Origin of the sequence: Eoetvoesiella sp., assembly GCF_035555955.1 — a bacterium.
Classification (GTDB): Bacteria; Pseudomonadota; Gammaproteobacteria; order Burkholderiales; family Burkholderiaceae_B; genus Eoetvoesia.
In genome coordinates, this window is sequence record NZ_DATMGA010000009.1 from 1 (window position 1) to 21,973 (window position 21,973).

A 21,973-nucleotide genomic window follows, 5' to 3' on the forward strand; every position below is an offset into this window, starting at 1 on the left:
CACGCTCGACGCGTTCAATCAATACATCTCGGATTCCTAAGATAAAATCGACGGGGGACATCGGCATTCCTTCCATTAAGCTCGTTCTTCGCAAAAACAAGTTTAATGAATGTCGCTGTCCCCCTTTAATGAGGAAGAGCCTTTCTTTTTTCAGGATTCAGTTTCCAGTTCTGCCTGCTGACACTACCAACAAGGACTACCAACAAGGCGGCGGCAGGCGCACATCAAACCGGCGCCATCCCATTGGCCGACAGGCATTGCCTGCCATTTGGATTTGGCGAAAATACGAAACAGCCGGTCACACGGCGGCATTCTTTCAATACAATGGTTGCCGCGCAGCCTGATCACAGGTGCCGGCGCACCGGCCCACCGAAGGAGACTCCGTCGCCATGTTCTTTCACAGCAACACGATTCTGGTGATCTTCATCCTGGGGATGATCGCCACCTTCATCGGCTTCGGCCTTCGCGATCGCAACCTCGGCATCACCCTGCTGGGGCTGGGCTTGCTGGCCGCGCTGTTCGCCATCATCAACAAGGCCGCGTCACTGTTCGGCGGCTAGACATGCCGGCGCGCGGCCAGGGCGGTTCGGATCAGGCGGTCAGGTAATGAGCTCGACCCGCCCAGTGTCGAGATGATAAAGCCCGCCCACCACCTTGAGTTTGCCGGCCTGGACCGCCTTGTCGAGAATTGGCGTGGCTTGTTGCAGGCGCTGCACGTTTTGCCTGATATTCTGGATGGTTGCGGCCATGAGCAAGGTGCCTTTTTTGGGCGATTCGCTTGCGGCAACCCGCACGGCAGGCATCAGTTCGGTGACGATGTTTTGAATATGGCCGGGAAATTCGGCTGGCTTTTCGAAGGCGCCTACCGCTGCATTTACCGCGCCGCAACTGGTGTGACCCAACACCATGATGGCCGGCGTATTCAGAACCGCGACGCCGTACTCCAGGCTTGCCAGAATATCGTTGGTGACATAGTTGCCGGCCACCCGCGTCACGAACAGGTCGCCTCTTTCCGCGTCAAAACATAATTCGGGACCGACCCGGGAATCGGCGCAACTCAGAATGCCTGCATAAGGGTTCTGCCCGCGCACCAATGCCGCGCGTGTGGATGCGTGGTTCCGGCTTTTGGTCTTGCCCGAGGTGTATCGCTGATTTCCGGCAAGCAGGCGTATGACGGCCTGATCAGGTGAAAGAACGTTTTCGGGCTTGGGCGGTGATTTTGCATAGGCACGCCCCACCGTCGCGGACATACCCATCAGTGAAAACGCAGCTATCGTGCCAAGGGCGGCACGCCTGGACAGCGACTCGGGCGCCCCCGCTACGGAATCCCGGCCTACGCATAATTTGCACATGTCCTGCCCCCTGTCTTTTACGTTATGGTCATAGGTTACATTTCAGAGTGAAATACAGCATTCAAGACTTTTCAGCATCTACCCGAAAACGTGCGGGCCTTTCGATGGTAATTACTTCTTGACACAAAAACAACTACAAGGATTATTCTAGATACAAAGCAATCGTCGGTACCGGAGGCCTTATGACAGCGTCCATCAGCGACACCCGCCCTGATCCACAGTTGATTCGGTGGCGTTATTTATGGTACGTGGCGGCGGCGCTTCTGGTAATGATCGCCGCCATACTCTACGGCAATACCTGGTTCCTCAATTGGGTCCACGTCATGAGCGGTGTGCTCTGGACGGGCATCGACCTGTTCATGGGATTCGTCATCGGCCCCATACTGCGCCGCGTTTCAGTCCCCGTCCGCAAGGAAATCCTGATCCGGCTGACGCCGGTAACGCTGTTCCTGCTGCCGGCCCTGTCCGTCATCACTGGCACATCGGGCTGGTTTCTTGCCGTACATCTCGGCTTCACGCAAATGCCCTGGCCCCAATTCGGCTGGATCGCCGCCGCCCTGGTTCTGATCACCCTGATGACCATACAGGGGCTCGGCTACCTGTTGCCGACCAGTGTGCGCGTCTGCCTGGAATTGCAAAAGCCGGATCCCGACGGGCAGAAGATCGGACGGATGATGAGCCGCTTTTACTATGTCGTGGCCAGCCAGGGCGTCATGCAGGTGCTGATCATCATTGTCATGGCAAGATTGGCAACCGGCGTGTAAGCCTTGCACCCCGCCGGGATTGCAACCAGGATTTATGTATTATGTAGTTCCTTTGCAAGCCCGTGCGACTCCACCCTGGTCTCGGGAATACCTGTTTGAAGAACATACACTACTGGCTGTTGCTGCAGATCGCGAAATATCCCAAGGCCTTCATATGCGGGGTGGGAGTTCTCATGGCCGCAACGCTCATGCTGGCCACGGCGGCAACGGTATTGTGGGTGGACAAAAGCGGCATCGCCGAGCGCCATGACAAGGCCATCGACATGGCTCAGGCCATGCTCGCCGAAAGCACCTCGTTGCTCGACCACCTGGCCGCGCACGGCAAGATTTCCTGCGACCAGCAAGGCCTTATCCACCTGAACGCGCATCTGCTGAAATCCCGGTACCTGCGCGAAATCGGCATGATGGACGACGACAGGCGGCTGATCTGCTCGACCGCACTGGGCCTGCTGCCCAAGCCCATCAAAGGGAACTACCCGGTCATTACATCGCGTTCGGGGCTGCAGTTGATCAATAACGTGCCGCTCGAGATGGCGAACAAAACGGTCAAGGCCACCCTCATCCAGTACAAGCACTTCAACGTGGTGTTGAGCCCCTATATAACGGACGACCTGTACACCAGCGCCGATGCGGTCTGGATGCGCACGGCAGACGGCCTGGCGCTGCTCGGATCCAGCAAGACCCTGGACGAAGCGCGGAGCATGCGCGACCGTGCGGCTCGCAGCAAAGAAACCGCGTTCACGTTTCACAATCTCGGCTACGAGCTCGTCACGGTGCACCCTCAAATAGACCTGGTCATGCAGACGCAACGCAGCCTGGGCCAGATCACGCGGCAAAACGGCGTGCTGCTTTTCTGCATGCTGATCGGATCATCGCTGATCACCGTGCTGGCGGTCGGGGTGCTGGCTCCATATGTGGCGACCTGGTCCAGCGTGCAAAACCGCGTGCAATTCCTGTGCGACGAAGAGCACCTTTTGCTGGTCTACCAGCCCGTCTTCGATCTGGCCACCATGAGGCCTGTGGGCTGCGAAGTGCTGATGCGCATGCGGGAGGGCGCAAATCTGTGGATGCCCGACCAGGTCATTCCCGCCATTTTAAGTTCGGGCCTGGCCCGCCAGTTCGACTATGCCGTTACCCGGAAAGCCGTACGCGAACTGGCCGAACACCTGCCCGCCCAGGCCGCGCCGTTCCAGATGGCCCTGAACTATTTCCCCGAAAGCGTCGACCAGGCCGCGTTGATCCCCGTACTGCAAAGCGCCTTGCGGACAGCGGCAAGAAACGATATTGAAATCTGCGTCGAAGTCACCGAGCACAGCCTTTCCAGCGAGCTCATCGCGGAAGTCAAGAGCCTGAAGGAACAGGGATTCCAGATCGCCATCGATGATTTCGGCACGGGCTACTCGAACCTGAGCTCCGTCAAGAAGCTTTCACCCGACGTGCTGAAGATCGACAAGTCCTTCATCTTCGAGCTCGAGGACGCCACGGTGCGCTCCAACCTCATCCAGGAAATCGTCAACATCGCCCGGGCGGTCGGCGCCGTCGCCATTGCCGAGGGCATTGAAAAACCCGAACAAGCCAGGCTCCTGGCCGAGCTGGGGGTTCAGTACGGCCAGGGCCATGCCCTGGCCCATCCCATGGAGCTGGAGCCGTTTCTGGCCTTCATGCGCAAGTTCAGCTAAAAACGCCGCCGCGCAGCCGTGAAGTATCATTTCCCCTACGGATCAATCCCGATCCCCGCCCACCCTCCGCGACCATGAATGAAAACGACGTCATGATTCTGGCCTGCATCGGCATGACAGCCATGTTCTGCCAGTGGATCGCCTGGAAGCTGCGCCTGCCGGCCATTCTTTTCTTGTTGATAGCGGGCCTGATCGCCGGACCGCTGACGGGCATGCTCGACCCCGACGCCCTGTTCGGCCAGTTGCTGTTTCCCTTCATATCCCTTTCCGTGGCCGTCATCCTGTTCGAAGGCAGCATGACGCTGCAGTTTCGAGAGGTGCGGGGCCTGGGGCGCGTGGTGACGCGCCTGGTCAGCGGAGGCATGCTCATATCCTGGCTGGTCACCACAACCGGCACGCACTGGATCATGGGGTTTCCATGGGACCTGGCTTTTCTGTTCGGCGCCATTACCGTGGTCACCGGACCCACTGTCATCACACCACTCTTGCGCACGGTGCGCCCCGTTGCGCCGGTCGCCCGCACCCTGCGGTGGGAAGGCATAATCATCGACCCGATAGGCGCCTTGTTGGCGGTGCTGTCCTACGAATTCATCGTCGCCTTGCATGGCAGCGCGGGCTGGGGACACGCCATCTATGTTTTCGGCGGCACGGTCTTGACCGGCGTGCTTACAGGCTTTGCCGCCGGCTTCATCGTCGGCGAAATCGTGCGCAGAAACTGGCTGGCCGATTATCTGGTGAACGTCACGGTATTGGTGCTGATGTTCGGCGCGTTTGCCGTTTCCAACGCGCTGCGGCACGAATCCGGCCTGCTGTGCGTCACCATCATGGGAATGTGGATGGCCAATCGCAAAGGCGTTCCCACCGAAGAGATACTGGAGTTCAAGGAAACCCTGAGCCTGATGCTGCTGTCGGTCTTGTTCATCCTCCTCGCCGCGCGCATGGATTTCGACAGCCTGCGGTCGCTGGGTTGGAAACCGGCCGCCATCCTGGCGGTCATGCTGTTCATCGCCCGTCCGCTGAAAGTCATCTTCTCGACCTGGGGTTCGGCGCTCAGTTGGCGGGAGCGTGCGCTGGTCGCCTGGATAGCGCCGCGCGGCATCGTGGCAGCCGCCGTATCGGCCCTGTTCGCCCTCAAGCTCCAGGCCCTGGGCATCGCCCGCGCCGAAGAGCTGCTGCCATTGACCTTCATCGTCATCATCGGCACCGTCGTGCTGCAAAGCGTCAGCGCACGGCCCATTGCCCTGGCGCTGAAAGTGGTTGAACCGGAACCCGTGGGGTTCCTCATCGTGGGCGCCAACCCCGTAGCGCGGGCCATCGGCGCCGCGCTGCAAAATGCGCAAATCCCCGTGCGGCTATGCGACAGCGACTGGAGCAGCATTGCCAAAGCGCGCATGGAGGGCCTGCCCACCTACTACGGCAATCCCATGTCGGAGCATGCACAGCGCAACCTGGATCTCACCGGCATCGGGCGCTTGCTGGCGCTGGATACCGCCGACCATTTCAATGAGCTGGCCGCCGCCCACTTTCGCGACCGGTTCGGGAAAACCAATATCTACGCGCTCCTGGGAGCGCACGAGAACGAACAGCCGAACAAACACCAGACCGCCCAGGCCCGTCGTGGATACAAGCTGTTCGGCAAAGAGACCGATTACTGGCAGCTTGCCCGCCTGATCGCCCAAGGCTGCAGCATCCACGCCACGGGGCTTACCGAAAGCTTTACCTTCGAGCAATATCTGGAAAGCTATCGGCCGGATCAGGTCATCCCGCTATTCGCCATCGACCCCGAGGGTTACGCGCGGCCGTTCGCCGTCGAGCACGCGCCAGAGCCGGGTCCCGGCTGGAAGGTGTTCAGCCTCCTGCCCCGGGACGGCCAAAGCGACCAGGCCGAATGAACTAGGCCGGATGGCCGGTCTCCTAGATCGAAATTTCCATGAGCCATTGCCGCCAACGGCAGTAATATGAGCGACGCAGCCTGGATTCGTAATCAATCGTAAAAAGAACAACGGAGACTGACACCATGCGGAAGCTTCCACAGTTGATTTCCTGTGTTTTACTGGCGGCCGGAACCACCGCGGCCTGTGCCCAGGACGACGCCGCGCTCCTCGCGCGTGGAAAGTATTTGATGGAAGGCGTCGTCGCCTGTGCCAACTGCCACATCGCCCGCAGCGACAAGAGCGAACCACTGTACGACAAGGGCCTTTCGGGCGGCATGCTGTTCGACGACCCAGCGTTCAAGGCCTATGCGCCGAACATCACGCCCGACCCCGAAACCGGCATCGGCAAATGGACGGACGCTCAACTGGCGAAAGCGATACGCGAAGGGATACGGCCCGATGGCAGCCTGATCGGCCCGCCCATGCCCATACCCTTCTACCGCAACCTGTCCGACGCGGACCTGGCGGCGATCATCGCCTACCTGAAGGCCCAGCCGCCCATAAAGCATGCCGTCGCCAAGTCGACCTACCACATCCCCCTGCCGCCCAACTACGGACCGCCCGTGGCGCACGTCACCGCGCCCGCCCAAGGCGGCACCCGGCAATACGGCGAATACCTGGCGAATATCGGGCACTGCATGGACTGCCACACCCCGCGCGGCAAGAACGGCATGCTGATCATGAGCCGTTTGGGCGCGGGCGGCCAGGTAATCAAATGGCCGGATGGCTCGGAGGCGGTTACGCCCAACCTCACGCCCGACGAAAGCGGGCTCAAAAGCTGGAGCGACGCGCAAATCGAGCGCGCGATCCGCGAGGGCATCGACAAGAACGGCAACCCCCTGAGGCGCATCATGGCCTTCGATTGGTACAAGAACATCGACGCCCAGGACATGTCGGCGCTGATCGCCTACCTGCGTTCGCTCAAGCCCCAACCCACAGGGGCCAACTGATACACAAGCCCCCCTCTACCCGCACACGACGAAATCGATCACGATCTGCCCGGGTTCGCGCGCCACATACCGGATTTGCACCGCCTCGCCGAAATGCCCCTCTATTTGGGCAAGCAGCGGCAAGGGATCGTGGTCGTTGGCGAACCGCATGGTTTCGCCAGGCTGAAGGGCCGACAAGGCGCCGAAAATGGCGGCATGGCGGAACCGTTTGGCGATGCCGCGCGCATCGAATACATGAACGGCATTGGAAAGTACGGGAATTTCGGAGTTGTTTGCCATATTGCGTCTCTGTGTGTGAAATGAACCAGGCATCGGGCCCGGGCAATGAATTAGGCCATTAACATATATTTGATATAAATCTTATTCCTCAAACCATGTTTCGCCCGACATAGTCCCTTCGACGTTATGGGTATTGCCTTCCCCGCCGCCGGCCCGCCTGATTTCTTGTAAAGTATTGTTCGACGCCCCGCCGCGAAGCCTGCGACGAGGCGCGGGGCATTCATGCCGCTTCACACCAGCAAAAAGGAAAACGGATCGATGCGAGGACTGCTTTACGCGCTGCCATTGTTGCTGCTGGCCGGCTGCGCCTCGGTTTCCCCGCCCGACAATCCCGAAAACCTGTGCGCCATCTTCCGCGAAAAACCCGACTGGCATGACGCCGCCATCGATGCGCGCGACAAATGGGGAGTGCCGCCGCAGGTCCCCATGGCCATGATGTATCAGGAATCCAGTTTCCGCGACGACGCGCTCCCGCCCCGCTACTACTTCCTGGGCTTCATCCCCTGGGGCCGGGTCAGTTCCGCCTACGGCTATGCACAGGCCAAGGACGAAACCTGGGACGACTACAAGCGCGAGGCCGGCGGCTGGCTCTCGAGCCGCGACAACTTCCACGACGCCATGGACTTCATGGGCTGGTATATAAGCAAGACCCAGCGCCTGAACGGGGTCTCCAAATGGGACGCTTACGGCCAATACTTGAATTATCACGAGGGCTGGTCGGGCTATCGCCACCGCAGCTACGACGGCAAGGCCTGGCTCAAGCGCGTCGCTCAAAAGGTGCAGGCGCGCGCCGAGCGCTTCGGCGCCCAACTGAGGCACTGCGACCTGGACTGAAGCGACTCGGCTGCAACAGTCCGCCAAGCCTCCACGCCTCTTGCGCTTCATGACGCCGTTTTAATTTACATTTAAATACAAAATTATTACGGCTGAACATAATCTGAAGCGGCAGAATGCATTCGTATGCGCCCCCAAGAGCGCGTTGACGAAGGAGAAGCACCATGAGCCATGCCGACCATATGACAACCGAATCGCTGACGGCCAACGACCCGCCGCTATCCGCCTGGTGGCTGCGCAGCATCCTCATAGTCATGGTCGTGGGGTTCGCGGGCATCATCGCCATTACCGCATTGGCGTACCGCGACGCACCACCCATTCCAGCGCAAGTCGTCGATATGCAGGGCCGCCAACTGTTCAGCCGCGACGACATCCAGGACGGCCAGGCGATTTTCCTTAGATACGGCCTGATGAACAACGGCAGCATCTGGGGCCATGGCGCCTACCTGGGGCCGGACTACTCCGCCGAGGCCCTGCATCGCTTCGGCCAGGACACCGCCAACGCCATTGCCCAGAACCAGTATCGCAAGCCGTTTGCCGAGCTCTCCGCGGGCGAGCAAGCCGCCGCCCGGGCGCAAGCCATTGTCGAACTGAAGACCAACCGCTACGACTCCGCGACCGGCGTATTGACCTTCACATCCGAACAAGCCGCCGCCCATCAGCAGGAAATCGCCTATTGGACACGCTATTTTCAAGACCCCGTGCGCAATGCGGGGCTCAAGCACGGCCTCATCTCGGATCCGGCCGAGCTGCGCCAGCTTACGGCCTTCATCACCTGGGCCGCCTGGGTATCGGTGGCCAACCGGCCGGGGAAGGCATATTCCTATACCAACAATTTCCCCTTCGATCCGGATGTAGGCAATGTTCCCACGCCAAACGCCATGTTCTGGAGCGCCCTCAGCCTGCTGGTCCTGCTGGCCGGCATTGCAACGGTACTGCTGGCCTTCGGGAAGTTCGAATACCTGGGATGGATCAGCACGGGCAACCGCGTCACGCCGCAACTGCTGCCGGGTCGCGCCAGCCCGGGGCAGCGCGCCCTGCTCAAGTTCTACGTCGTCGTGGCCTTGCTGTTCCTGATGCAGACCCTGGTGGGCGGAGCCGTAGCGCATTACCGCGCCGATCCGGGCACTTTCTACGGCTTCCAGCTGGAGTCCATTTTTCCCAGCAACCTGATGCGGACCTGGCATCTGCAAACGGCTGTCTTCTGGATAGCCACCGCCTTCGTGGCATCCGCCCTGTTCCTGGCCCGTTCGCTGCGCTCGGACGAACCGCGCGGCCTGGCCACCTGCATACACTTGCTGTTCGGCGCGTTCGCCGTGGTCATTGCCGGCAGCCTGCTGGGCGAATGGCTGGGCATTTCCCAGGTACTGGGTTCGTGGTGGTTCTGGCTTGGCAATCAGGGATGGGAATTCCTTGAGCTGGGCCGGCTCTGGCAATACCTGCTGATCGCGGGCCTGTTCGTGTGGTTTGCGATACTGTGCTGGATGCTGCGCCCGGATTCGCTGAAACTGGCGGCGGCCAGGCCTCTGGCGAAAATGTTCCTGCTGTCCACGCTGGCCATTCCCGTGTTTTACATTCCAGCCTTGTTGTATGGCGCCAAAACCAATTTCACGGTCGTCGATACCTGGCGCTTCTGGATCATCCACTTATGGGTCGAGGGGTTCTTCGAGTTCTTCGCCACCACCGTCGTCGCGCTGACGCTCTATCAGCTGGGCCTGACCCAGCGCAATACCGCCCTGCGCGTCATCTACCTGGACGCCATCCTGTACTTCCTTGGCGGCCTGATCGGCACGGGACACCATTGGTACTTCAACGGCCAGACCAACTTCAACATGGCCATGTCGGCCATGTTCTCGGTGCTCGAGGTCGTGCCGCTGACCCTGCTCACGCTCGATGCCTGGGATTTCGTGCGCACTACGCGCGGCTCGTGTTCGACCTGCAACACGCCCATCGCCGTCCCGCACAAATGGACGTTCTACTTCCTGATGGCGGTCGGCTTCTGGAACTTCGTGGGCGCGGGCATGTTCGGCTTTCTCATCAACCTTCCTATCGTCAGCTACTACGAAGTCGGCACCCAGCTTACGCCCAACCACGGCCACGCGGCCATGATGGGCGTATTCGGCATGCTGGCCATCGCCCTGACCGTATTCGCGCTGCGGCAGGCCAGCTCCGACGAGCATTGGAAGGGCATCGAAAAATACGTGAAGATCTCCTTCTGGGGCACGAACATCGGCCTTGCGCTGATGATCGTGCTCAGCCTGTTCCCCAGCGGCGCGCTGCAAATATGGGATGTCATCGAACATGGCTACTGGCACGCCCGGGGATTCGACTACGTGAACAGCGATCGCTCGCGCTTCATAGAATGGATGCGGCTGCCCGGAGACCTGATCTTTATTTTCGCGGGCGCCCTGCCCCTGGTGATCGCCACGATCAAGGGCTATCTAGGCATGAAGTCCAGCTCTGCGGCCGATCGGTAATCGATATCGGTAATAAGCGGCCTTCGCCGGCGGCCCCGGAGTTGTGCCGCCGGCCCGCGGCGTCCTTCAAGCGGCTTGCTGCTCGGGCGTAAAAAAGCGCCCGCGCATTTCCTCCAGGCCCAGCATCTTCAGCAGATTCTCCAGCCTTTCGGTCGCCTTGCGGCGCGGCAGGTTCTTGTAGGTGGCGATGATCAATTCATTCTTCAATGAATGCTCCCAGCCGACCAGTTCGGTAACCGTGACCTGGTAGCCGTGCGCCTCAAGTTGAAGGCTGCGCAGCACATTGGTGGCCTGGCTGCCGAATTCCCGCGTATGCAAGGGGTGGCGCCAGATCTCGGCCAGCGCGCCCGCCCCCAGCGAAGCGGCTTTGTTCCGTCGCAGCACACTGGCCACCTCGGCCTGGCAGCACGGCACGACGACAATGTATTTGGCGTGCTTGTGCAGCGCAAACCGTATGGCGTCGTCGGTTGCGGTATTGCAGGCGTGCAGGGCGGTTACGATGTCAACGCGTTCCGGCAGCAAGCTGGACGTGATGGAGTCGGCCACCGACAGGTTCAGAAAGGACATGCCCGGAAACTCCAGGCGCTGCGCCAGGCGGGCGGCACTTTCAACCAGTTCCTGGCGTGTTTCGATGCCATACAGATGCGATTTGTCTTTCAACTGCTTGAAAAACAGATCGTAAAGAATGAACCCGAGATAGGATTTCCCCGAGCCGTGGTCGACCAGCGTAATGCCGTCGCGGCCCTGCTTCAGGTCCTCGAGCAGGGGCTCGATGAACTGGAACAAATGATAGACCTGCTTGAGCTTGCGCCGGCTGTCCTGGTTCATCTTGCCGTCGCGGGTAAGGATGTGGAGTTCCTTAAGCAGTTCGATGGACTGTTCGGGACGGATTTCGTGGGAGGAGGACATGGGGGGCAACGCAACGAAACGTTCAGGAATGACCCTGCTAGTTTACCCAATATCGGCGGCGGGCCAGCATTGCCGGCGGCGGCTCATGCACGGGATTACCGCCCGCATCCCCGAATGGTACTATTGAGCCCTTTGGCAAAGACCGCACGCCTTCGGCAATGGCTCGCGCCTCTGTGCCTGCTCCAGCCGACGTCGCCGCTGGCCGTCGGCCCTTACCAGGCTATAACTTGAATCATAAATTACAACATGCCTTGACCGCGGGTTTATTGCGCGCACTTGCCGCATTGCCTTACGGCCTGGTCGCCCGATCGGGCGAAGCCCTGGGCCGATTGCTGTACCGGCTTCCCAGCAAGCGCAAACGCATTCTGCATACGAACCTGCGCCTTTGCTTCCCGGAGAAGACCGACCAGCAACGCGACAACCTGGCGCGCGCGACATTCCAGCATGTCATCCGCAGCTATTTCGAACGCGGTGTGCAATGGTATGGCAGCGCCACGACGCTGACCCGCCTGACCGAGCTGCATAGCGCCATAGAGCTGGCCGACGTGTATGAGCAGCCAACCATTTTCCTGGGGTTCCATTTCACCGCCATCGAGGCCGGATGCATGTATTACTCCATCCACCACGAAGTGGCTTCGCTGTATACCCCCATGTCGAACCGGGCAGCGGAAAACATCTCCCGCACGCAACGCTCGCGGTTCGGGACCGAAATGATTCCGCGCGGCAGCAGTGCGCGACAAACCCTCAGCGTCCTGAAGTCGGGCAAGCCCATCATGCTTGCGGCGGACATGGACTTCGGGCTGCGCGACTCGGTGTTCGTGCCGTTTTTCGGAGTGCAGGCCTGCACGCTGACCGCGGTATCCCGGCTGGCCAAGATCAGCGGCGCGCGAGTCGTGCCATTCGTGACCGAAGTGCTGCCCGGCTACCGCGGCTACAAGCTGCGCATTTTCGAGCCGCTTCAGAACTACCCCTGCGGCGACGTCAAGGCCGATGCGCTATTGACCAACCAGTTCCTGGAAGCGCAAATACAGAATATTCCCGAGCAGTACTACTGGGTGCACCGCCGCTTCAAACGCCGCCCGGAAGGCGAGCCGTCCGTTTATCAGTAGGCTGATCCACGTACAGGCGTCGCGGTCCATCGCGACGTATCGCCCGGGGCACGCCGAGCCGGCAGCAACGGCGCTGTCGCGATCCGCATCCATGGTTTATGCTCGTCAGACGCAAACGATCCAAGGGGACTTCGCATGCACGTTCATGCCAAGGCTATCAGGTATTTCGACGCGATACGAAGATTGGGCTCGATCCGGGCGGCCGCGCGGCAACTGCATGTCGACCCTTCCGCGGTGAACCGCCAGTTGCTGAACCTGGAGGAAGAGATCGGTGAACCGCTGTTCGATCGCCTGCCCAAAGGCCTGGAACTGACCCAGGCGGGGGAAATCTTTGCCCAGCATGTCATTACCGTGCTTCAGGACGAACAGCGCACTCAGCTCGAACTGGCGAAGCTGCAGGGCATGGAACGGGGCGAGGTACGCGTGGCATGCGCCGAAGGGCTCAATACCGATTTCCTCCCCAACGCGCTGGAAACAATGATGGCCCGCCATCCAGGGGTTCGCATCCAGACCTTCGCGCACGGCTCTACCCAGGTGGGGGAAAGAGTCCTGAACGGCGACGCGGATATCGGCGTCGCTTTTTCGTTGCCGCCGCGCGCCGAGCTTCGATGTCTTCAGGCAGAGCGCTTCAGGCTGGGAGCCATCATGGCCCCCAGCCACCCCCTTGCCAACAAACCCAGCGTCGAGCTGCGCGAATGCATCGGCTATCCGCTTATCCTGGCCAGCCCCGGCGTAGCCCTGCACACGCTGCTCGAGCCCTTTCTGGCCGCCCTGCCGTCCTCGCTGCCATCGCTCCTGCATACCGATTCCATCGAGCTGATGCGGCAACTGGCGGCGCGCGGGCGCGGGCTTGCATTTCATACCCGTGTCGGCCTGGACGCGCTGCTCGAGGATGGCCGGCTGGTCTACAAACGCCTGCGGGACAATGTGCCCGTGGCCCAACTGGGAATCTATGTCCGTGCCGAACGCACCCTGCCGCCGGCCATCGAGGTATGCGCCGCATTGCTGGGCGAAGAACTGCGGCGGTACGCCGGCCAGGAAGACCTGGAAACCTAGGAAGCAAAAACCTCCGGACTTCGGACCCGAAACATTCCCAGGCGCCACCGCGCAGCGTTGCAAAGCACGCAACACGATGCTGTTAATTTGCCAATATGCAGCAACACATCGGCTCCCTATACTGCCTCCATACAGCTTGAAAAAGTTTTGGCTGCCAAGGAGATGATATGGGCACTTTCGTGAACAACGCCTGGTATGTCGCGGCCTGGGGCAATGAAGTCAGGCGCGAACTATTGCCTCGCACCCTGCTCGGGCAGCAGATCCTGTTGTATCGCAAGGAAAACGGCGAGGCCGTCGCGCTTGTGGATCGATGCCCCCACAAATTGGCGCCTTTGTCGCTGGGCGAACTGAAAGGCGATTCCGTGCAATGCGGCTATCACGGCTTGACCTTCGATTGCTCGGGAACCTGCATACGTGTGCCGGGGCAACGAAACATTCCGACCGAGGCGCAAGTGCGGGCTTTTCCCGTGATGGAAAAATACAATGCCATATGGGTCTGGATGGGAGACCCCGAGCAAGCCGACACAACCGCCATCATCGACGTTCCCCATTACGGCGACCCGGGCTGGGGGCTGGTCGATGGCCAATACCTGCACTTCAAGTCCAATTACCTGAACATCACCGACAATCTCGTCGACCCGGCCCATACCAGCTACGTGCACAAGAACACCATCGGCAATGCCGCCGGCGAAGAGGTCGGCGTCAAGGTCGAGCAAAGCGACTCCCATGTGCTGGCTTATCGCTGGATAAACGACGCGCCCCAGGTTCCGCTCGTCGAACGCATGGGCAAGCTGGCCGGCAATGTGGATAGATGGCAGTACTACTATCTGCACCTGCCCTCGATTTCATACGTCGACTTCGGCTGTATCCCCGTGGGGACGGAGCCCACCGAAGCGAACAAGGACCGGGGGTTCCGCTCATTCAGCTTCAACTTCCTGACACCCGAGACAGAATCCACCACGCACTATTTCTGGCTTCATCTGCGAAACTACCACCCCGACGATCCGCAGGCCTCCGACGATGTGGCGCGCCTCATGAACCAGACATTCGAGGAGGACGCGACGCTGCTCGAATTCATTCAGCGCGAGCAGGAACGAACAGGAGTCAGGGAATATGCGCGCATCGCCATCGACAATGCGCCCTTGCGCATACGCAGGCAGATCGAACGGTTGCAGTCGAAGGAGCAATCCGCCGAGGCCGCGGCAATGGATTGCGAAGCAGAAACCGCCATACGCTGACGGCTGTGCGCAGCTGGACGAAGCGCCCCGATTCAGGCGGGCCCCGGCCAGCCGCTATTTAGGCCTGGCATCCAGGCAGCGCTGCACGTACTGGGCAAACCCCGCCATGAACTGGGCCAGTTGCTGCCGGGTGCCGTCGTCGACAAGATTGCCTTCCTGATCGAACCGTTCGCCGGCGCGCGACACGAGCAGGCGCTGTTCGACCCACAACTGGGTGCCCAGCGTGCGCAGCACCGGCAGCCAGCCGCTTTGCGACAACACGGTTCCAAAACCGCCGGGGGAGGCTCCGATCAATGCCACCGGCTTACCCGTGAATATGCGCACGCCGTCGGCGGGAGGACGCGAAGCCCAGTCGATCGCGTTCTTGAATACGCCGGGAATGCCGTTGTTGTACTCGGGCGTGACCAGCAACAGGCCGTCGGCAGCCTCGATTTCGCTTTTAAGCCTGGCCACCGAAGCCGGAATGCCCTGCTCCTGCTCGATGTCCCCGTTGTACAACGGAACGTCGTCGATGGATGCGGCCTGAAGCGTCACGCCATCCGGCAAGGACTCCGCCGCCGCGCGAAGCAGCCCCCGGTTGTAGGAACGGCGGCGCAGGCTTCCGGCAATGCCAACCAGCTTGATCATGAGCGTTCTCCTCGAGTAAATAATAATACCCCTAACTCATCGGAATCGAACGGTCGAGCCGGCAACGGCGCTATTGGCCTGCCTGGCGGACACCGCTATATCGAGCGCCAGCGCCATTGCCATGGCAACTGCGCCAATGAAAAACAACCAGCGGTAATCGCCACCACTGCGGGAAAAGACGAAGGACAATCCGTACGCCGCGGCCGCCTGGGACAAAGCGAACCCCACCGTGGCGGTTCTCCAGGCGGAATTCTGTTGAGCGGGACGATGCGCCAGCAATTCCTGCACACGTCCCAGCACCAAAGGAACCGTGCCGGTGACAAATGCCCCCACAACTACGCTGGATGCAGCCAGCCAGAAAGCATCAACATCCAAGGCAGGAGCCGCCACACCGAATATTTCCAACGCAAAGGCGAAACGCAGGGCACGTCCGAAACCGATGCGATCCGCCAGCATGCCAGCCAGAACCGGGCCCGCGGTCGCCCCCGCGCCAAAGAGTACCCAATATCCGGCGCCAGCTCGAAGCCCCTGCCCAAGCCCACGCGCCACAAAGTCCACGAGAAAAATCATGTGCGGCACCCAGCCAGCCGCGTTCAAGGCATATTCGATATACAGCGGCCACAAGAGAAGCCTGGCCGGAGGTGCGCGATGACAAGGTTCGGCTGACGGCGCCGGCGTCAACGCATCGGAAGGCCATCCCCGCCAGGCAATCGCCGTCAACAGCAGAGAAAGAAGACCCAAACCGATCCAGGCCCCGCTCAGGCTCCCTCCAAGCAGCCACGGAACCATTGTGCCGGATGCAACAACCCCCGCGCCGACTCCCATGAAGATGGCCCCGCTTGCCACGCCGCGACGCGCTGGCGAAATCCCGGGTAGCACCAAGGGTGCGGCAAGCACCATAAGGGTGCCACCGGAAAAACCGGCAAGCAAGCGCCATGCGAAGAACCAAAGGAATGAAGCAGGATGGGCGCAGGCAAAGAAGGCAAGTGTTGCAAGCACCATTGCGCTTCGCAGCACCGTGGGCGTCGACACCCTGCCCGCAAGAAACCCGCCGGCCAGAGCGCCAGCCAAATAGCCCGCGAGGTTGGCAGCGCCCAAATATGCAGCTTTCGATGGGTCGAACCAGCGAGCATCGACAATGGCAGGCAATAACGGCGTATACGCAAAACGCGCCAGCCCGATACCGACCAGGCTGGCGCAAAAGCCTGACAGCACTCCCCGCCATGCGGCCACAGTCCGGCCATCGCGCGTCTTGGTCTCCTGGTGGATTGCAGGCTTGCTCATGAATAGTCCTTTGTCCATGTGAATGAAACAAGGCTACGCGCGATATCCAATCTTGAAAATTGAATTTATCAGATTATTTATATCTATAAAAAAGATAAGTAGTAAACTTCAGCGGTAGATGATATTTCTGCTCAAAACGTCGCCAATGGCGCATATATTAAGAACTTCGGCCCGAGCGGCAACATCGCCCCGGCACGCTTCGCCATTACGCATTTCCATTTCAATAGGGAATATATGGACATAGCTGATCTGAAAACATTCGAGGCGGTCGCCCGCCACGAAAGCATGAACAAGGCGGCAACCGAGTTGCATACCGTTCAGTCAAATGTGACAACACGGATCCGTGCCCTGGAAACCGAACTTGGCGTCGAGCTTTTCAAGCGCCATGCGCGGGGGGTCGTAACGACTCCGGCGGGACAACGCCTCCTGCCTTTCGCAAACAGGGTCGCCAAGCTCATCGCCGAAGCCCGGACAGCCGCCAAGGATGAGGGCACGCCCAACGGCTCTCTTTTGCTGGGCGCATTGGAAACCACGACGGCACTTCGTCTGTCTCCGCTTCTAACGGATTTCGCCAGACGCTATCCGGATGTCCGCCTCGTCGTCAACACCGGCACGACGGCCAAACTGCTGCTCGAAGTCCTGGAGTCGCGGCTGGACGGCGCTTTTGTCGCAGGGCCGGTCACGCATCCCGACCTGCATCAAGAAACAATCTTCACCGAAGAGTTGGTACTAGCTACCAGCCCCGCCATCCAATCGCCAAAAGACCTGGCGAATGCCACAGAGCTACGCACAGTTGTCTTTCAATCCGGATGCTCTTATCGACAACGGCTGGAATCGTATCTATCGGGCCTGGGCATCGTGACGGCCAAACCCCTGGAGTTCGGCTCGCTCGACGCCATCCTGAGCTGTGTTTCCGCCGGCATCGGAATCACACTGCTACCGAGAGGCGTCGTCGTGCAGGCAGCCGAAACCAAGAAAATCGCCCTGCACCGCCTTCCCCGCGAACAAGCGCACGTTCAAACGCTGTTCATCCGCCGCCGCGATAGCTACGTTTCCAGTGCGCTCTCGGAATTCCTGCAAGCAGCGGCTCGCTTTCACCAGACTGGCCGATATCAGGAGCATATGTAAGAGGTTTTCCCTGCGGCCAGCCTACCGCGGCCATACACCACCGACAAAAAGGAATCCGTTAAATGCCGACAAACGCTTCTCAAGAAAAAATCCACCTCGACGATATTGCGCCGGGCGATGAATTCCTCAGCTCCGAATACCTGGTCGACGCCGGCCAGATCGTTGATTTCGCCCGGCAGTTCGACCCTCAGCCTTTCCATCTCGATGAAGCCGCCGCAAAGAACACGTTCTTCCGCGGCCTGGCGGCAAGCGGCTGGCACACCGGAGCCATCACCATGAAGCTGCTGGTGGAAAGCCTGCCATTCGCGCAAGGCGTCATCGGAGCGGGCGGCGAGATATCCTGGCCGCGCCCCACCCGGCCTGGCGATGTTCTTCACGTGAAAAGCACGGTGATCGACGTCGCCGCGTCCCGATCCAAGCCAAACCAGGGCATCGTAACGGTGGAAAGCCTCACTCTGAATCAAGACGGCGAAGTGTGCCAGCGCCTGGTCGCAAAATTGCTGGCATTCCGAAAGCCGGCCTGAACGGCGGAAAAGTCTCCGTCATGGCCGCCACGGATGCATTATCTATACTACAATTCAAGAATGATTCCTATTCAAATTAAAATCGCAATGAAACACTGGTTGATCACCATCGCAGCGTGCCTTCTTGTCGCGGGTACGGCATCTGCACAATCCGCTCCTCCCCCCGCCGATGCCAAGCAGCTGTGGCAATTGCTGGACTACGTCGCCGTGGACTACGGCGGGGCCGTGGCCAACGGCAAGGTCGAAAGCGAAAGCGAGTATGCGGAAATGCTGGACTTCACCGACAACGCCGCCAAGCAAATCCAGCAGCTTCCGGCCCATGCGTCAAAAGACGCCATCGCGGCCGCCATCGGCGGCCTTCGCGCCGCGGTCGAGCACAAAGCCGACGCGGCAGAGGTTGCCCGCCTGGCCCATCACGCCAATGCGCTGCTGATCGCCGCCTACCCCATTCCGGTGGCGCCCAAGTCGCTGCCCGACCTGATGCACGGCGCCAGCCTGTATGCCGCGCAGTGCGCCTCCTGCCACGGCGCCAAGGGTGGCGGCGACGGCCCGCTCGCCGACAAGCTGGATCCCCCGCCCATCGCCTTCACCGACGCGGATCGCGCCGCGTCGCGCAGCGTGATGGCACTTTATCAAGTCATTTCCCAAGGCGTATCGGGCACCTCCATGCCCAGTTTCTCTTCGCTGAGCGACGAAGACCGCTGGGCCCTGGCCTTCTACGTGGGCACACTTTCGCACGACGACGCCATGCGCAAGCACGGCGAGCAACTCTGGAAGGAAGACTCCACCGTAAAAAGCCGTTTCCCCGACCTGGCCGCGGTTACGACAGTCACCGAGGCGGCCGCCGCGCAAACCATGCCCAAGGAAGACGCCAGGGACGTAACCGCCTACCTGCGCGCCCACCCTGATGTGGTGGAATCGGGCGCTGCCACGGGCGGCTTGTCGCTGGCCCGCCAGCGCCTCAAGGAAAGCCTGGCCGCGCTGCATGCGGGGGACAAGACAAATGCGACGAGGCTCGGCCTGTCGGCCTACCTGGACGGTTTCGAGCCCATCGAACCCGTGGTCGGCGCGCGCAATAAATCGCTGCTGGTGGCGGTGGAAGACGCCATGCTGAACTATCGTTCGGCGGTCTCCAAAGGCGACACCGCGCAAGCCGAAACCGCAGCCGCCCACCTGCACGATCTGTTCCGGCAAGTCGACACCGAGCTGGGCGCGGCCCAGGCCGAGCCCATGACGACCTTCATCGGCGCGCTCACCATCCTGCTGCGCGAAGGCGTCGAAGCGCTTTTGATCGTGGTCGGCATGATTGCCTTCCTGAAAAAAGCCGAGCGCCGGGACGTGCTGCATCACGTTCATGCCGGCTGGATAAGCGCCCTGGTCGCAGGTGGACTGACCTGGGCAGTGGCGACCTATCTGGTGGCGATCAGCGGCGCCAGCCGTGAAGTCACCGAGGGCGTCGGTTCCGTCTTCGCGGCCGTGGTGCTGCTGAGCGTAGGCTTGTGGATGCATCAAAAAAGCAGCGCAGGCCGCTGGCAGGCGTATCTCCACGAAAAATTGTCGTCAGCCATGACGCGCCGCTCGGCCTGGGCCCTATTCGCGCTGGCCTTCATCGCCGTCTACCGCGAGGTCTTCGAAACCGTGCTGTTCTATTCCGCGCTTGCCGCCGACGGCAACGGCGGCGCGCTGCTGGCGGGTTTCCTGACGGCCGTCGTGCTGCTGGCGGTCATCGCCTGGGCGCTGTTGCGCACCAGCGCGCGCATGCCCATCGGCAAGTTCTTCTCCATCACGTCCGTCCTGGTGGCCGTGCTTGCGATTGTCCTCATCGGCAAGGGCGTCGCCGGCCTGCAGGAAGCGGGTTGGGTGGGCGTGCACCCGCTCTGGGCTCCACGCATCGAAGTTCTGGGCATCTACCCCACGCTGGAGACCCTCGTGGCGCAACTGGTCGTGCTGGTCATTGCAGTGGGAGGTTTCGGATTCAATCTCCTTAGCGCACGCAAGCCCCAGACTGCCTGACAAGGCGGAATCCTGGGCCTCCAGCCCCCGCCCGGCTTCCCGGCACTGGCGGGGCTGATCAGCCAAGCTCGAACGTGGTGACGCCGAATATCTTTTCCAGGGCGATATCCGGCGTTTGCCGGTTGTACATGCGGGCCGTGCCGAACACCTCCTGCATGCCTAGGCCCGCGGCAAGACGCATGGCGGCCGCGTTGGGTTCCGGCACATCCAGAAACACCGGCCCGCCGCCCCGGGCCTCTTTGGCCAGAGCCAGCAACAGCGAGGCCGCGATGGCCTCGTCATCGGCAAACAGCGGGCCCACCTTCCAGCCTTCGCGGCAGGGGCGAATGACGCCGTAGCCGCGCAACGCCCGGTCTTCTTGCCAGGCCAAGGCCACCGCGCCCGGCGACTTGAGCCAGGCGTCGAGAAACGCCTGGCGATCCGCCGGAAATACAAGCCGATCATAGCGTGCGATGGTGCTCGCGCCGATGCTGCCTATCTCGACAATGTTGGGAAAACACGCCGCTTCCGCGCCCGGCCCGGGTCCTTCCCAGGCATAGCGTATATTGCTGTAGGCCAGCTTGAAGCCCGATTTGCGGTAGTTGTCCTGTTGCGCCTGCACGCCATCCAGGCCCACATTGCGCGCGCCGAACTGCCGCAAGGCGCCGTTCCACAATTGCAGGCCATAGCCACGGCCTCGGTGGGACTCGGTCACGATGTAAAAACCCAGGAAACCAAAGCCATTTCCATAGCGCACCGCCGAGATGCAGCCTATGGGCTCGTCGTCCAGCAAACCCACAAGAAAGCCGCCGGGATCGGCCGCGAAAAAAGCCGCCGCATCGTGCAAACCAGGATTCCAGCCTTCAGCCGCCGCAAGATCCACGGCGAAATCCAGTTCTTCCCGCCGCATCGTGCGAACATGATATTTTCCCGCCATGGGTACCTCCTGAAACCTGTGCGCCGGCGCCTTGGGCTTATTCCGGACAGCAGCATGCCGACACGCCAATCACGCGCTCATGCCACCATCGACGACCAACTGGCTTCCGGTGGTAAAGCAGCTCATGTCGGAGGCCAGATACAACACCGAGAAAGCGATTTCGTCGGGCCGCGCGTGGCGTCCAAGCGGAATCATCTGGTTGAAGAACTCGGTGCCGTCGGCGCCGATGGATGCACCCAGTTCCTCCTCGATGCGTTTTTGAAAGCCGTTGTCCACCGGGCCCGGATGCAAGGTGTTGACACGGATGCGACGCGGCGCCAGCTCCTTGGCCAGCGCCCGCATGAATCCAACCTGCGCATGCTTGACGGTGATGTAAGCATAGACGCCCGGATCGCCACGCAAGCCGGCCACGCTGGAAGTGATGATGATGCTGCCCCCGTCGTTCATCACAGGCACGCCGTACTTGCAAGTCAGCATCGCGCCCTTTACATGGGTGGCATACAACTGGTCGAAAGCGCTCTCGGGATAATCCACGATGGGAGCGATGACGCCAAAGTTGCCGGCGTTGCTGAAGATTACGTCGACCTTGCCCCACCGCCCGACCGTCTCGCGAAAACACGCTTCCACATCCCGCGCATCGGACACATCGGCGACCGCGCCGACGACATCGGGGCTGTCGAGTTCCGCCACGGCATCCGCGAGGCGTTTTTCATCCAGATCGACCAGCGTGACACGCGCGCCCTCGGCAAGGAACAGCTGGGCCGTCGACAGGCCGATGCTGCCGGCTCCGCCCGTCAATACGCACACTTTTCCACTCAGCAACTTCTCCACGACATACCTCCTTGATCCATGCCTTGGCTTCGCCCCGCATTCATGGCGCGCAACACTCGCGGACCGCGG

At 60.9% G+C, this 21,973-nt stretch carries 21 protein-coding genes; 14 read left to right on the top strand and 7 right to left on the bottom strand.

All coding sequences use genetic code 11. The features are described from left to right. Together VNT00_RS01480 and VNT00_RS01485 are read left to right on the top strand one after the other, a co-directional pair. The coding region (locus VNT00_RS01480) for a hypothetical protein (RefSeq protein ID WP_325583779.1) at positions 1-344 on the top strand (344 nt) is incomplete at its 5' end. Between the two features lie 45 nt (positions 345-389). Next, positions 390-560 carry a hypothetical protein gene (locus VNT00_RS01485; protein WP_325583781.1) on the top strand — a complete coding sequence of 57 codons (171 nt, stop codon included), beginning with the start codon at positions 390-392 and terminating at the stop codon, positions 558-560. Between the two features lie 39 nt (positions 561-599). Here the strand turns inward: VNT00_RS01485 and VNT00_RS01490 are convergent, their stop codons facing one another. Next, positions 600-1,352 (bottom strand): carbonic anhydrase, encoded by a 753-nt coding sequence (locus VNT00_RS01490; RefSeq protein ID WP_325583783.1) that lies wholly within the window; start codon positions 1,350-1,352, stop codon positions 600-602. A 182-nt stretch (positions 1,353-1,534) separates the two neighbouring features. Here VNT00_RS01490 and VNT00_RS01495 point away from each other — a divergent pair, with 182 nt between their 5' ends. The 4 genes from VNT00_RS01495 to VNT00_RS01510 all read left to right on the top strand — a co-directional run bounded on the left by VNT00_RS01495 (position 1,535) and on the right by VNT00_RS01510 (position 6,679). Further along, positions 1,535-2,116: a hypothetical protein gene (locus tag VNT00_RS01495; RefSeq protein WP_325583785.1), complete on the top strand. Its 582-nt coding sequence runs from the start codon at positions 1,535-1,537 to the stop codon at positions 2,114-2,116. A gap of 95 nt (positions 2,117-2,211) precedes the next feature. After that, positions 2,212-3,795, top strand: a complete 1,584-nt coding sequence (locus VNT00_RS01500; RefSeq protein WP_325583787.1) for an EAL domain-containing protein — start codon at positions 2,212-2,214, stop codon at positions 3,793-3,795. Positions 3,796-3,869: 74 nt separating this feature from the next. Further along, a complete protein-coding gene (locus VNT00_RS01505) occupies positions 3,870-5,687 on the top strand; it encodes a cation:proton antiporter (RefSeq protein WP_325583790.1) in 1,818 nt (605 codons plus the stop codon). Between the two features lie 125 nt (positions 5,688-5,812). Next, positions 5,813-6,679: a c-type cytochrome gene (locus tag VNT00_RS01510; RefSeq protein ID WP_325583792.1), complete on the top strand. Its 867-nt coding sequence runs from the start codon at positions 5,813-5,815 to the stop codon at positions 6,677-6,679. A 15-nt stretch (positions 6,680-6,694) separates the two neighbouring features. Here VNT00_RS01510 and VNT00_RS01515 read toward each other — a convergent pair whose 3' ends face one another. After that, positions 6,695-6,958, bottom strand: coding sequence for a DUF2249 domain-containing protein (locus VNT00_RS01515; RefSeq protein ID WP_325583794.1), 264 nt, complete (start codon positions 6,956-6,958; stop codon positions 6,695-6,697). A 258-nt stretch (positions 6,959-7,216) separates the two neighbouring features. On the opposite strand from VNT00_RS01515, the gene VNT00_RS01520 reads away from it, so the two are divergent. Together VNT00_RS01520 and VNT00_RS01525 are read left to right on the top strand one after the other, a co-directional pair. After that, positions 7,217-7,792, top strand: a complete 576-nt coding sequence (locus VNT00_RS01520) for a transglycosylase SLT domain-containing protein (protein WP_325583795.1) — start codon at positions 7,217-7,219, stop codon at positions 7,790-7,792. A 164-nt stretch (positions 7,793-7,956) separates the two neighbouring features. After that, entirely contained in the window at positions 7,957-10,269 is a 2,313-nt protein-coding gene (locus VNT00_RS01525) for a nitric-oxide reductase large subunit (protein ID WP_325583796.1), read from the top strand. 66 nt (positions 10,270-10,335) lie between these two features. Here the strand turns inward: VNT00_RS01525 and VNT00_RS01530 are convergent, their stop codons facing one another. Next, positions 10,336-11,178, bottom strand: a complete 843-nt coding sequence (locus VNT00_RS01530) for a class I SAM-dependent methyltransferase (protein ID WP_325583798.1) — start codon at positions 11,176-11,178, stop codon at positions 10,336-10,338. Positions 11,179-11,405: 227 nt separating this feature from the next. On the opposite strand from VNT00_RS01530, the gene VNT00_RS01535 reads away from it, so the two are divergent. The 3 genes from VNT00_RS01535 to VNT00_RS01545 all read left to right on the top strand — a co-directional run bounded on the left by VNT00_RS01535 (position 11,406) and on the right by VNT00_RS01545 (position 14,581). Then, positions 11,406-12,287, top strand: coding sequence for a lipid A biosynthesis lauroyl acyltransferase (locus VNT00_RS01535; protein ID WP_325583801.1), 882 nt, complete (start codon positions 11,406-11,408; stop codon positions 12,285-12,287). Positions 12,288-12,422: 135 nt separating this feature from the next. Beyond that, a complete protein-coding gene (locus tag VNT00_RS01540; protein WP_325583803.1) occupies positions 12,423-13,343 on the top strand; it encodes a LysR family transcriptional regulator in 921 nt (306 codons plus the stop codon). Between the two features lie 167 nt (positions 13,344-13,510). Further along, positions 13,511-14,581, top strand: coding sequence for an aromatic ring-hydroxylating dioxygenase subunit alpha (locus VNT00_RS01545; RefSeq protein ID WP_325583805.1), 1,071 nt, complete (start codon positions 13,511-13,513; stop codon positions 14,579-14,581). Positions 14,582-14,635: 54 nt separating this feature from the next. Here VNT00_RS01545 and VNT00_RS01550 read toward each other — a convergent pair whose 3' ends face one another. Continuing rightward, entirely contained in the window at positions 14,636-15,208 is a 573-nt protein-coding gene (locus VNT00_RS01550) for an NADPH-dependent FMN reductase (RefSeq protein ID WP_325583807.1), read from the bottom strand. 36 nt (positions 15,209-15,244) lie between these two features. Beyond that, positions 15,245-16,492 (bottom strand): YbfB/YjiJ family MFS transporter, encoded by a 1,248-nt coding sequence (locus tag VNT00_RS01555; protein ID WP_325583808.1) that lies wholly within the window; start codon positions 16,490-16,492, stop codon positions 15,245-15,247. Positions 16,493-16,726: 234 nt separating this feature from the next. On the opposite strand from VNT00_RS01555, the gene VNT00_RS01560 reads away from it, so the two are divergent. The 3 genes from VNT00_RS01560 (at position 16,727) to VNT00_RS01570 (ending at position 20,157) form a co-directional block, all read left to right on the top strand. Next, positions 16,727-17,620, top strand: coding sequence for a LysR family transcriptional regulator (locus VNT00_RS01560; protein ID WP_325583810.1), 894 nt, complete (start codon positions 16,727-16,729; stop codon positions 17,618-17,620). Positions 17,621-17,682: 62 nt separating this feature from the next. Next, positions 17,683-18,144, top strand: coding sequence for a MaoC family dehydratase (locus VNT00_RS01565; RefSeq protein ID WP_325583812.1), 462 nt, complete (start codon positions 17,683-17,685; stop codon positions 18,142-18,144). A gap of 87 nt (positions 18,145-18,231) precedes the next feature. Further along, complete coding sequence (locus VNT00_RS01570; protein WP_325583814.1) at positions 18,232-20,157, top strand: cytochrome c/FTR1 family iron permease; 1,926 nt, start codon at positions 18,232-18,234, stop codon at positions 20,155-20,157. A gap of 58 nt (positions 20,158-20,215) precedes the next feature. On the opposite strand, the gene VNT00_RS01575 is transcribed toward VNT00_RS01570, so the two are convergent. Beyond that, positions 20,216-21,073, bottom strand: a complete 858-nt coding sequence (locus tag VNT00_RS01575) for a GNAT family N-acetyltransferase (protein ID WP_325583816.1) — start codon at positions 21,071-21,073, stop codon at positions 20,216-20,218. Between the two features lie 69 nt (positions 21,074-21,142). Then, positions 21,143-21,904 carry an SDR family NAD(P)-dependent oxidoreductase gene (locus tag VNT00_RS01580; protein ID WP_325583818.1) on the bottom strand — a complete coding sequence of 254 codons (762 nt, stop codon included), beginning with the start codon at positions 21,902-21,904 and terminating at the stop codon, positions 21,143-21,145. Between the last annotated feature and the right edge of the window lie 69 nt (positions 21,905-21,973).

Excerpts from the sequence above, each read along its gene's own strand:
- VNT00_RS01565 (WP_325583812.1), top strand. The coding sequence starts at position 17,683 with ATGCCGACAAACGCTTCTCAAGAAAAAATCCACCTCGACGATATTGCG.
- VNT00_RS01550 (WP_325583807.1), bottom strand. The coding sequence starts at position 15,208 with ATGATCAAGCTGGTTGGCATTGCCGGAAGCCTGCGCCGCCGTTCCTAC.
- VNT00_RS01540 (WP_325583803.1), top strand. The coding sequence starts at position 12,423 with ATGCACGTTCATGCCAAGGCTATCAGGTATTTCGACGCGATACGAAGA.
- VNT00_RS01575 (WP_325583816.1), bottom strand. The coding sequence starts at position 21,073 with ATGGCGGGAAAATATCATGTTCGCACGATGCGGCGGGAAGAACTGGAT.
- VNT00_RS01560 (WP_325583810.1), top strand. The coding sequence starts at position 16,727 with ATGGACATAGCTGATCTGAAAACATTCGAGGCGGTCGCCCGCCACGAA.
- VNT00_RS01510 (WP_325583792.1), top strand. The coding sequence starts at position 5,813 with ATGCGGAAGCTTCCACAGTTGATTTCCTGTGTTTTACTGGCGGCCGGA.
- VNT00_RS01520 (WP_325583795.1), top strand. The coding sequence starts at position 7,217 with ATGCGAGGACTGCTTTACGCGCTGCCATTGTTGCTGCTGGCCGGCTGC.
- VNT00_RS01570 (WP_325583814.1), top strand. The coding sequence starts at position 18,232 with ATGAAACACTGGTTGATCACCATCGCAGCGTGCCTTCTTGTCGCGGGT.
- VNT00_RS01505 (WP_325583790.1), top strand. The coding sequence starts at position 3,870 with ATGAATGAAAACGACGTCATGATTCTGGCCTGCATCGGCATGACAGCC.
- VNT00_RS01530 (WP_325583798.1), bottom strand. The coding sequence starts at position 11,178 with ATGTCCTCCTCCCACGAAATCCGTCCCGAACAGTCCATCGAACTGCTT.
- VNT00_RS01485 (WP_325583781.1), top strand. The coding sequence starts at position 390 with ATGTTCTTTCACAGCAACACGATTCTGGTGATCTTCATCCTGGGGATG.
- VNT00_RS01525 (WP_325583796.1), top strand. The coding sequence starts at position 7,957 with ATGAGCCATGCCGACCATATGACAACCGAATCGCTGACGGCCAACGAC.
- VNT00_RS01515 (WP_325583794.1), bottom strand. The coding sequence starts at position 6,958 with ATGGCAAACAACTCCGAAATTCCCGTACTTTCCAATGCCGTTCATGTA.
- VNT00_RS01545 (WP_325583805.1), top strand. The coding sequence starts at position 13,511 with ATGGGCACTTTCGTGAACAACGCCTGGTATGTCGCGGCCTGGGGCAAT.
- VNT00_RS01490 (WP_325583783.1), bottom strand. The coding sequence starts at position 1,352 with ATGTGCAAATTATGCGTAGGCCGGGATTCCGTAGCGGGGGCGCCCGAG.
- VNT00_RS01555 (WP_325583808.1), bottom strand. The coding sequence starts at position 16,492 with ATGAGCAAGCCTGCAATCCACCAGGAGACCAAGACGCGCGATGGCCGG.
- VNT00_RS01495 (WP_325583785.1), top strand. The coding sequence starts at position 1,535 with ATGACAGCGTCCATCAGCGACACCCGCCCTGATCCACAGTTGATTCGG.